This window comes from Mesorhizobium sp. M0306 (assembly GCF_040321655.1).
Classification (GTDB): domain Bacteria; phylum Pseudomonadota; class Alphaproteobacteria; order Rhizobiales; family Rhizobiaceae; genus Mesorhizobium.
Map to the genome: position 1 here is coordinate 81,485 of NZ_JAMYRY010000026.1, position 10,225 is coordinate 91,709.

The 10,225-nt window shown below is 58.5% G+C and carries 7 protein-coding genes and 2 pseudogenes; 4 read left to right on the forward strand and 5 right to left on the reverse strand.

The genetic code is table 11. The features are described 5' to 3' along the window. Nucleotides 1–93 precede the first annotated feature (93 nt). Nucleotides 94–405, reverse strand: a complete 312-nt coding sequence (locus NKI95_RS34540; RefSeq protein ID WP_502909256.1) for a hypothetical protein — start codon at nucleotides 403–405, stop codon at nucleotides 94–96. A gap of 683 nt (nucleotides 406–1,088) precedes the next feature. On the opposite strand from NKI95_RS34540, the gene NKI95_RS26680 reads away from it, so the two are divergent. Then, nucleotides 1,089–2,108, forward strand: coding sequence for a D-alanine--D-alanine ligase family protein (locus NKI95_RS26680; protein ID WP_352720419.1), 1,020 nt, complete (start codon nucleotides 1,089–1,091; stop codon nucleotides 2,106–2,108). Nucleotides 2,109–2,308: 200 nt separating this feature from the next. Here NKI95_RS26680 and NKI95_RS26685 read toward each other — a convergent pair whose 3' ends face one another. Both NKI95_RS26685 and blsG read right to left on the reverse strand, forming a co-directional pair. After that, nucleotides 2,309–2,803, reverse strand: coding sequence for a hypothetical protein (locus NKI95_RS26685; RefSeq protein ID WP_352720420.1), 495 nt, complete (start codon nucleotides 2,801–2,803; stop codon nucleotides 2,309–2,311). 234 nt (nucleotides 2,804–3,037) lie between these two features. After that, on the reverse strand, nucleotides 3,038–4,141 hold the full coding sequence (gene blsG, locus NKI95_RS26690; RefSeq protein ID WP_352720422.1) for an arginine 2,3-aminomutase: 1,104 nt from the start codon (nucleotides 4,139–4,141) through the stop codon (nucleotides 3,038–3,040). Between the two features lie 1,370 nt (nucleotides 4,142–5,511). Between blsG and NKI95_RS26695 the strand changes: the two genes are divergently transcribed. Genes NKI95_RS26695 through NKI95_RS26705 form a run of 3 tightly spaced genes read left to right on the forward strand, consistent with a single transcriptional unit; the run spans nucleotide 5,512 to nucleotide 8,257 of the window. Beyond that, on the forward strand, nucleotides 5,512–6,861 hold the full coding sequence (locus NKI95_RS26695; RefSeq protein WP_352720424.1) for an aspartate aminotransferase family protein: 1,350 nt from the start codon (nucleotides 5,512–5,514) through the stop codon (nucleotides 6,859–6,861). Further along, nucleotides 6,861–7,775 carry a 3,5-dioxohexanoate:acetyl-CoA acetone transferase gene (gene kce / locus NKI95_RS26700; protein WP_352720426.1) on the forward strand — a complete coding sequence of 305 codons (915 nt, stop codon included), beginning with the start codon at nucleotides 6,861–6,863 and terminating at the stop codon, nucleotides 7,773–7,775. The genes NKI95_RS26695 and kce overlap by 1 nt, the downstream gene beginning before the upstream one ends. A gap of 50 nt (nucleotides 7,776–7,825) precedes the next feature. Beyond that, nucleotides 7,826–8,257, forward strand: coding sequence for a PaaI family thioesterase (locus NKI95_RS26705; RefSeq protein ID WP_352720427.1), 432 nt, complete (start codon nucleotides 7,826–7,828; stop codon nucleotides 8,255–8,257). Between the two features lie 315 nt (nucleotides 8,258–8,572). Here NKI95_RS26705 and istB read toward each other — a convergent pair. Both istB and NKI95_RS26715 read right to left on the reverse strand, forming a co-directional pair. Continuing rightward, nucleotides 8,573–9,347, reverse strand: a pseudogene (gene istB, locus NKI95_RS26710) (IS21-like element helper ATPase IstB). Nucleotides 9,348–9,363: 16 nt separating this feature from the next. Further along, nucleotides 9,364–10,137 (reverse strand): annotated as a pseudogene (locus tag NKI95_RS26715) (Mu transposase domain-containing protein); the annotation flags it as partial. Nucleotides 10,138–10,225 lie beyond the last annotated feature (88 nt).

The window sequence follows — 10,225 nt, forward strand, 5'->3', positions numbered from 1 at the left end:
GCGAAAGCGCCCGGTGTCGTCGATCGCAGCGTCATAGTGAGCGCCACGATCGGACCGATTCCCGGCGTCGACATCAACCGCCTGGCCCTGGCATCAAGGCGCGCCAGCGCGCGAATCTTTCTCGAGAGCCTGGAACTCGCGCAGTAGCACGGCGTGCACAGAAAGCAGCACCGTGGCCACCGTCTTCAGGTTCGGATGGCCAGCCACCAGTTCGCGGATGCGGCAAGCAAAGTCGCGGGGTATTGTCTTGCCGACCTTGAGCCCGAAGCCGCGCAAAATGCCACGCACACTGTTCTCTACATCCCTCAGCTTCGATTGAATGAGCTTGCGCGCCGTCAGGACCGCCCGCACCTCTTGCGCGGCCAGCGACTTGCAATGCACCGGCCGGAACCAGCCAAGCCGCATCAGCTGCGCGATCCCGCGAGCGTCATTGCGGTCCGACTTCACCGGCATGGCCTGAAGGCGTCGCGCACATGTCGCGTCTCCAGCAGCTCGACCGCCAGTCCCGCCTGCCGCATCGCTGCAAGAGCCATTGCGACAGCGGCCCGGCTTCCAGCCCGATCCGCGCCAGAGGAAGGCCGAGCGAGGCAAACCAGGCAATCAATGCCTCCGGCTCGCAACCGAACCTATCGGCGATGACCGCCAGCGTTACAGTCGGCCGCGCTCTGCGCTACGCCGACGGCTCCGCAGATAGCCTCTTACACCATCAGCCCGGACGAGGGCGAATTTTGTCCGAGTCCGATTGACGACATTCTGTGTTCAGAACCAGACGTCCCTAGACGCTAGTAGTAAGCTGGCCACGGGTGACTCACTGATGTTGTGCTCTCTGCTCCCAACACCTTTCGCGGCATGCCAATTGCGAGTGCGTTGCCAGATACCTGTTCCGACGTGGCCGTCTTCGGACCGGCGGCATCATGCGAAGCACCATACCGGCAGCAACCTTCAGTCGGCAGCGCACATAGTGCTGATGACACTGTTCATCAGCCTTCTGACTCGGCTGGTATCTAGTCTCGCGCTGGTGATCGGAGCACACCGGCGCAAAATCGAGCGAGTGACCATCACCCGATCAAACATCAAAGGAGTAGCTTATGCGAGTGGCCGTTGTTACGAACAGAAACCTTACGGGCGTGATTAACCGGTTCGGCCAGCCTTTGCCGCAGCCGCCGAAGTCTTTGCCAGAGTGGGACCGCGAAAGTGTGGTGGCGGCGCTACAAGAGGGCGGCCACGAGGTGCTGCTGTGCGAGGGCGATAAAGGCATGCTATCTACGCTTGAGCGGTTCATGCCGCCCGATACGCACGCCCGCCCTTCAGGATTCGTCTTCAACTTGGCTTATGGAATTCAGGGCGATTCCCGGTTCTCCCACGTTCCTGCCATGCTCGAAATGGCCGGCGTTCCGTACATAGGTGCGGGCCCGCTCGGACATGAGCTTGCCAACGACAAGGTCATCACCAAGATACTCATTCGCGACCGCGGTGTGCCGACGCCGAACTTTCGGGTGATGCGTCGAGGCTCTGAGAATGCCGGCGACCTGAGATTTCCAGTGGTAGTGAAGCCGCCTCGTGAAGGTGACAGCCTCGGATTGCAGCTCGTACATGAACCTGCTGAGCTAAAGGCGGCCGTGGAAGTGATTGTTGAGCAGTATGGGCAGGACGCGCTCGTTGAAGAATACATCGACGGCCGGGAAATCAGCGTTCCGCTGCTTGGAAACGAAGAACTCGAGGTATTGCCTCTTGTGGAGCAGGACTTCGGCGACCGCGCAACTCGTCTTATGACTTGGGAAGCAAAGTACGTGGCGGCTGCGGCGGCGTCGAAGATTTGCCCGGCACAGATCGGGAGAAGGCTTGCGGCGGTGCTGCGGGACATTTCGATTGCGACATTCCGCGCTTGCCAGTGCCGCGACTATGCCCGCGTCGACATCCGGATCGACCGCTCCGGCCAGCCTTTTGTCCTAGAGATCAACGCCAATCCGTGCCTCACGAAGGGCTCATCGTTTTGCGTCGCTGCGAACATGGCTGGACACAGCTACTCGAGCTTGATCAATCGCATCTTGAATGTCGCACACACACGGTATTACGGAACCGCTATCCCTCAGGCCGATCGTGACTAGCGCGGCGAGTTTGCCATTCCGCCGCATGGTGAGGTAGGAACAGACGACTGGAGTGGACGCTTCCTGCCCACTCGAGCCCGGACGCGCAGACGGACTGACCGGGTCAATGGACGCCGGTTCTCGGTGACGCACAAGAATCCCGTTGCTCCCGAGCAGTTCTTCCGTTGCGTCACCAGGATGTTCCCCACGGTCGCGACCGATCAGCCTGTCATTGCGCGGAAGGCCGTTCCTGGCGAAGTTGTGCCAAACACCATTTCGTGAGCCTTCTCCTTTCCCCATGTTACCCGACGTTGCAGCGTGCGCAGAAGGAGATCGGGATATTTCTCTGGATATTCCGACTGCAGCCGCGCCAGCAGTTCCCGACTCGTTTGCCACGGCTCTTCTTCAAACCAGCTACGGCGCTCGTGGGTGACTTCTGCCAATGGATCAGGTCGCCGCCGTTCCCGCTTTTGTTTTGGTCTCGGCTTCGCAGTGGGGCGGATTTCGCCGTCGTTCCACGCGGTTCGCAAGCTTGAGAGGAATTGATCGAGCGCTGGCTCGGTCACTGCGGAATCCGATGTAGACAATCGATCGGCTGATGCTACAAGGCGCTGTTGTGCGGTTCGCATCTCGCTCAGCAGCCTGACAGGATCCAGCTGTGCAGACATCTGCGCCAGCTTCGCGCGAACGGCCGCCGCCGTCAGCGGGTTTTCCATCAAGCTTGCAGGGTGTCGCCGGAAGGTGATAGCGCTTGCGCACTCGGGCTGGGCGACAGCGAAGGAATCAGCGGATCTCGAGCGACCGAGTTTCCAGCGAGACGAAGATTGCGCCAAGATCGGTACGGATAGCGGTCAGCGGGTCGGAACGAATCAATCGCTTATTTACATCCGTCAGTCTTTCTAGCGCGCTGCATAAGACGGAAAGGACCAATCATCAGCGAAGAGACTTATTCAGATGAGATACCCGGTTATATCGTCCTCTTCCATATTATGGTTCCTGACATAAATTCGATTGCCGCGCTGAAATAGATAGGGCCTTTGAGCGGGAATCTTTCCAAGTTTTGTAGTAACCACATAGCTCGGAACGGAAAAACCCGTTTCGAACCCGACAAGACCATCGACGATATCTTGGCCTTGCTCGAGACCAGTCACGAAATGGGAAACGCCAGTGACACGATCACAATGGTAGAGATAGTACGGCCTCACCCGTATTTCGATAAGCCTGCGAAAGAGCGCCTTCAGTGTCTCAAGATTATCATTAACACCCTTCAATAGGACCGTCTGATTTTGCACGGGAATTCCGTGCCGAAGGAGGCGGTCGCAGGCTTCAGTTGCCTCCGCAGACACCTCGATCGGGTGATTAAAGTGCGTGCTAAGCCATATGGGCCGATACTTATCTAGCATGCTGCATAGCTCATCGGTAATTCGCTGCGGCAAAAAAACAGGATAACGGGAGCCGATTCTAATTATCCTAACGTGCGGTATAGATCGTAACCTGCTGATAATTTCTTCCAGCTTTCCATCACGCAGGAAGAGCGGATCTCCACCTGTCAATAGAACGTCGGATATTTCCTCGTGCTGGGCTATATAATCGAAATCAGGATCGTAGGAAGCATCATAATCGGTGTTATAGTATGTGCCTTTCTCGCTAGATGTATGGTATTTTCTGGTGCAAAAACGGCAATAAACAGGACACGTATCTGAAACTAAAAAAACGACCCTGTTCGGGTATTTGTGTATAATGCGTCGCGTCTTGATGAATATCGTGTCCCCGACGGGATCAAGGTCCGACCCAATATCAGCATTCATTTCATCCATATGAGGTACCGCTTGTAGGCGAATCGGACATCTATCATCCGTCTTCGACATTAATGACGCATAGTAGGGGGTCACCATCCACCGGTAAGTGCCTTTGACCGCATCAATCGCTGCGACATCCTGGTCGCTCAGAGTTACCCATTGCGCGAGCGCGTCCTTCGACGTGATTAGATTGCGCATGTGGAATTTCCAGTCGCTCCAGACACCGTCGGTGAAATTTCCCTTCGTCAACAACACTGCATGTACTCCACAATTTCAGAACTTCGATGCTCGACACAATAAATCAAATTGGAACTGATATTCGTAGTAACATAGGATTGATGATGTAATCATGGTTTTTGATTAAGATCAACTCGCATCATTTATAATGTTGAATGAATTTCTCCTATGTAACACCTAGACATATCTGTCTACATCCGCCAATGGCCAGATTTTGATGCCAGACTAGATCGAAATAGTACATAGGTCAATCGAAAGACGTCGCAAGACGTGGCCTGAAGTATAATGTTATGTTGCAATTTTGTTGCGTCATTATCCGATATGCATGGGGATAATAATAGAATGTATCAATAGCCTGATATTTCCTGCAGCTTGGCTCTTGCTTGGGTGCCGTGTTCTGCTTGATCGAACCCTGGTCCATGTAACCTGACCGCTCCGCGCGCCCGAAGTCTCAGGGCGTGAACGCAGCCAATTTGGAATGCGCGAGGTTCCTCATGATCTGGACCTAAGATCAGCGCCCCGCCCTTTCGTGCGATGAGGCGAGGTGCTCGGGTGGGCCAAGCCGACCCTGACGCATGGAGGCGGGCCATGCGAGGGTATAGCGAAGCATTTGTCGCGTTGACATAGCCCAACAAGAAGCGTGCGGTAGCGATCGAGGAGGGTGGCAGTACGGCGAGGACGAGCGGCGAGAATAATGCTGCGCGATGGAGCGGACGATCAAAAAGTTTAGAAAGAAGTACGATCGACTGCACGTTTGCTTTGAGGTTGGGCGGACGGTTCCGATTGGGCATGCACGGGCGACCAGTCAAAACGACCGGCGTGACGCGTTCACGCTGGCGCTGCTGCAGCGGGCGTACGGATTTCGGAAAGACGGGACAGTGGTTTCGCTAATTGTGAGCTTTCAGGAGGTTGTCCGTTCGGACCGGACCGAGCAGAGGTGCGCAGAGCAAAAAGCCTGACCAAAAATCCGGCACGACGTCGGCCGTTGGGCGAAATCGTCCCCGACCTCGACGCAATGAATGGCTGGCAGTTCGTCAGGATGAGGTGAAAAACTTATCGCCACGCTGCAAGACAGGCGAGAGATCAAGGCGGAACTTGATGGCGCAAGTGCGCCCCGCTGTTTCGCTACGCCGCGATCGCCACTGTCCTTTGATCTTTCTGAGTGTCAGTATCGGGCAGGAGGTCGCGGGCTGAGTACAACCGGTCTCGGCTGGAGTTGGGGTGCTGAGTCGGTTCCGATGCGGTTTTAGACTCCCGGTGTGACGGAGTTCTCCAGTTTGTCGAGAAGGATGCAGAATTCCATCCAGGTGCGAGTGCTTTTCGGCGACATCTGATTTTGCCGCGCGAGTATGCTGCGAGCTCCCAATGGCCGCTGCCGGAGAACTTGAATGACTGCCGCAGTGGCTTCAAAGACTTCAACCACGATTGCCGCAGGCGCATTGCCCAAGGTGTCACATGGTCAGGGCGGCTATGTCTTCGACGCTGACGGCAAGCAATACATCGATGGGTCCGGAGGGCCTGCCGTGTACAGCATCGGCTACGGCAATGAAGAAGTCATCGCGGCCATTCATGATCAACTCAAGCGCGTGATGCATGGATACCGGTATACATTCACCAGCGATCCGCTCGAAGAGCTGACCGCGTTCGTCGCTGCCAAGTGTGGCGGCGAGCTCGATGCCATGGTGTTCGTATCTGGCGGGTCTGAGGCCGTGGAGTCCTCGATGAAGCTGGCGCTTCAGTATCATACCGCCCGCGGAGAAAAGAGCCGACGTCGTTTTATCTCTCGGCACCGGTCGTGGCATGGCAACACGCTTGGCGCGCTTTCCATTTCTGGCTTCAAAGAGCGTCGAGACGCCTATGAAGGCGCCTTGCTGTCCTCGTGCTTCCTGTCTCCGGCGAACACCTACCGACCGCCATCTGGCGTGTCTGCGAAGGATATTGCCGCACATTGCGCGGCCGAACTGGAGGATGCCATTTGTGAGATCCGCCCCGAGAACGTCGCCGCCTTTGTCTTTGAGCCCGTCGTAGGTGCCGCCGGTGGCGTCGTCCCCGCGCCACCAGGATATGCGGCTGGCATCCGCGACATATGCGATCGCCACGGCGTCCTCCTGATCGCCGACGAGGTCATGTGCGGAAGCGGGCGTTGCGGCACCTTCCGCGCCTTGGAACATGACGGTGTGGTTCCAGATATCATGCCGATCGCCAAGGGGTTGGCAGCCGGATACATTCCGCTGGGAGCCGCCGTCTACAGCCGCAAAGTCGGCGATGTCCTCAGATCGGTGTGTGGAGGACCGCAGACCGGCCATACGTTCACGGGTCACACCACGGCTTGCGCCGCCGGCGTGGCGGTTCAGAGGATAATCGAGCGTGAGCGGCTCGTTGAACACGTCTCGGCCAACGGACCAAGGCTGTTTTCCCTGCTACACGAGGCCCTCGACGGGATCACGTCCGTCGGCGATATTCGGGGGCGGGGTTACTTCGTCGGCATCGAACTTGTCGCCGATCCCGCCACCAAGGCTCCGTTCGACCCCCGCAGCCAGGCCTTCGTGAGAGTGCGGCGACGAGCGCTGCAAAATGGCCTAATCTGCTATCCGTCAGGAGGCAACGTCGATGGCGTGGCAGGAGACACAGTCATCATTTCCCCCAGGTATAACGCGACAGACGCGGAGTTGAGCGAAATCGCCGACAAGCTCGGCAAGTCGGTGCGAGAGGCTCTTTCTGAGATTGGAGCCGCCTGATGTCTTCCCGCACAGCCATCGTTACCTGCGCGATCACAGGATCGATCCACACGCCGTCGATGTCGCCCTTTCTGCCAGTCAGCGAGGACGACATCGTTTCGCAGGCGATCGCGGCGGCTGATGCCGGCGCGACGGTCATTCACCTTCACGTCCGGGACCCCGAGACGGGTCGCCCGAGCTCCGATGCGGAACGGTTTGAACGCGTGGTGGGACGCATTCGCGCCGGTTGCGACGCTCTGCTTAGCATCACGACCGGCGGCAGCGCGCAGATGTCGGTGGAGGAGAGACTTGAGGCTCCGATCCGGCTCCGGCCTGAACTTTGTTCCCTCAATCTTGGCACCATGAATTTCGCGCTTCACCCAATGGTATTGAAGGAGCGAGCCTGGAAACACTCGTGGGAGAAGCCGTTCCTTGAGGCCACCAGGAGCGGATTCTTCCGAAATACCTTTGCCGATATGGAGAGGATAATTGGCGAACTGGCGGACCGATTTGGCACGCGCTTCGAGTTCGAAGCCTATGACGTGGGGCATCTTTACAACTTGGCGCATCTTCTGGACCGGGGCCTGGTTAAGAGCAAGCCGTTCGTTCAGTTCGTTATGGGAATTCTTGGCGGTATCGGAGCAGACGCCGACAACCTTTCCTTCATGAAGCAGACGGCGACGAGGTTGTTTGGCGACGATATTGAATGGTCGGCCTTGCCTGCGGGCAGAAGCCAGATGCCCCTTTGCACGATGGCCGCAATCATGGGGGGCAACGTTCGCGTCGGGCTCGAGGACAACCTCTGGCTTACACCAGGGCTCCTGGCTGAAAGCAATGCGAAGCAGGTGGAGAAGATTACCCGCATACTTTCCGAGTTGCAGATAGGGGTAGCCACGTCATCCGAAGCGCGACGGCGGCTTCAGATTGCCCAATGAACCCCGCAGCTTTAGAGCGACTCCTCGCCATCCGGGATGGTCTGGAACCAATGCCAAAGATTTATGCAACGCTTGGGCTCCGGGTCGTGTCGGCAGAGGCTGGATCGGTCAAGATGCATCTAGTTCCTATAGACGGTCACGCAAACCCGCACGGCTTCGTGGGCGGGGGAGTGATCGCTACTGTCCTTGATACGTCGACGGCGTGGGTTTGCGACACGATGTGCGCGCCAGGCGAAGCTTGCGTGACAATCGACCTGAATGTGAATTTTCTTCGGCCAGTGCGCATCGACGACGGGGAGCTTCTTGCCGATGCAACGATTGTCCATTCTGGATCGCGCATCATGGTGGCGGAAGGCAAACTATGGCAGGCAGACGGCAAGCTGGTCGCAACAGCTAAATCAACCTGCATGGTGGTCGCTTGCGACCGGGTCGGGCGGCCCCGGGGATCGTCGGCCGACCAGATAATGAATGAGGAGCTTTGAATGAACGCTGTCCGCCAATTAGCGAAACCACTGTCCCGTCTTTCCAAACTCCGAACGCCCGATGCAGCCGCGTCAGCGTGAGCGCGTGACCCTGGTTCTTTTTGCCGTGCTCGCCCGTGGCCAAGATCGCAGATCTGCATGCCCAATCGGACCTGTCCGCCAGCCTCGAAGCTGACGTGCAGTCCAGCGAACTTCTTTCCCGCCCGTTTTGCGCATTTCGCAAAAACCGGACAACGATTCCGCTAAGTCGCGGACAGTTGCTTCACTTAGTCCCGGACAGTTTGACGACGTCGGTCCTCGGGTGCCTTGTTGCGTTTATGGATGATTGATTTCGCCGTTTTTGGCACCGGTCAAGAGGGGCGCTGCTTGTTGCTTTCGCATGCTGTCGCCCTCAAGGCTGATGCGGTGAGCGTTGTGAACTATCCTGTCGAGAATGGCGTAGGCGACGTGGGTTCTGCAATCAGGTCATGCCATCTGGCCACCGGGACTTGGGCGGTGATCAGGGTGGATTTTCGCCGATAGCGTTCCTCGATGATTTCGAACAGGTGAAGCGCTGCTGGTCGGTGAGGCTGTGGGTTCCAAAGTCGTCGAGAATGAGCAATTGGACGCGGGTGAGCTTGTCGATGAGGCGGGGAAAGCGGCCATCGAGGCGGGCGAGCGCCAGGTCCTCGAACAGGCGCGGCACGCGCACATAGAGCACGGAATGATCAAGCCGTGCTGCTTGCCGGCCGAAGGCGCAGGCTAGCCACGACTTGCCGGTTCCGGTCTGGCCGGTGACGATCAGGTTCTCATGCGCTTTCAGCCATTCGCCCTGGGCGAGCGCCATGGTGCTGCGCCGGTCGAGCCCGCGTGGCGCGGCAAAGTCGATGTCCTCGATGCAGGCTTCGGGAAAGCGCAGCCTGGCTGAGGCGAGCCGGTTTCGGACGCGCTTGTCGGCCCGCATGGCGACCTCGCGGTCGAGCATCAGGCCGAGCCACTCGTCACGGCTGAGCTCGTTGGCGTTGTTCCGTTCGGCCAGTTCGCGCCAGGCGGTAGCCATGCCGGCCAGACCGAGGGTTTGCATCTGGTCGAGGGTGGGGTTCGTCAGCATTCTTTCTTCCTTTCCTTCACTGGTAATAGATGGAGCCGCGGATGTTGGCGTGCTGGGGTGTCGGCTTTGCCGGCTCTGCGGAGCTGGCCCGGTCGAGGCCGGATTTGAGGTTGGCGGTGACGGAGGCGTAGGTGATCGCGTTGATCAGCAGCGCCCGCTCGCAGGCTGCCTCCGTCCGCTCAGGCCCATAGCGCGGCGACAGCGACAGGATGCCTATGGCCGCGCGGTAGCCCTGTTCCGGATGTGGCCGATCGCGCATCATGCGCTCGACCAGGATGGCGGCGTTTGGGCCGATCCGGGCCGCCCGGCCGATCAGGTTGGCCGGTGTCGTATTGGCATAGCGCTGATGCGCCTTGGGCATGTGGGTGTTGACGGTGACATGGCCGGAGCGCTGCGAGCGACGCACATGGCTGGCGACGCGCTGGTGATCGTGGAAGATCTCGACCACCCGGTGTGTGAGCCGCACCTGGACGGTGCGGCCGATCAGCCGATGCGGCACCGAGTAGAAGGTCTTGTCGACCTCGACATGGTAGTCGGGATGCACCTTGGCCGTCTTCCATTCCGCGTATTCGAACGGGGCCGCCGGCAACGGCCTCAAGGCCGCCCGCTCGATCTCCTCGAACAGTTCGCGGCGACTTTTGCCGACATGGCGCATCGGTCGGTTGTTCAGCTCCTCGAGCAGCTCCGCAATCGCCGTGTTGAGCTCGGCGATCGAGAAGAAGGACCGGTTCCTGAGCCGGGCGAGAATCCAACGTTCGACGATCAGCACCGCGCCCTCGACCTTGGCCTTGGGTAAAGCCGTCAACTGCAGCCCGTGTGGGGACGACCGGCCTCACGGTCCGCATTACTCACCCATTCCACCCGCTTAAAGGCCAGAG

Coding starts and splice junctions, on each gene's coding strand:
- NKI95_RS34540 (WP_502909256.1), bottom strand. CDS start 405: ATGCGGCTTGGCTGGTTCCGGCCGGTGCATTGCAAGTCGCTGGCCGCG.
- NKI95_RS26695 (WP_352720424.1), top strand. CDS start 5,512: ATGACTGCCGCAGTGGCTTCAAAGACTTCAACCACGATTGCCGCAGGC.
- NKI95_RS26705 (WP_352720427.1), top strand. CDS start 7,826: ATGCCAAAGATTTATGCAACGCTTGGGCTCCGGGTCGTGTCGGCAGAG.
- NKI95_RS26680 (WP_352720419.1), top strand. CDS start 1,089: ATGCGAGTGGCCGTTGTTACGAACAGAAACCTTACGGGCGTGATTAAC.
- kce (WP_352720426.1), top strand. CDS start 6,861: ATGTCTTCCCGCACAGCCATCGTTACCTGCGCGATCACAGGATCGATC.
- NKI95_RS26685 (WP_352720420.1), bottom strand. CDS start 2,803: ATGGAAAACCCGCTGACGGCGGCGGCCGTTCGCGCGAAGCTGGCGCAG.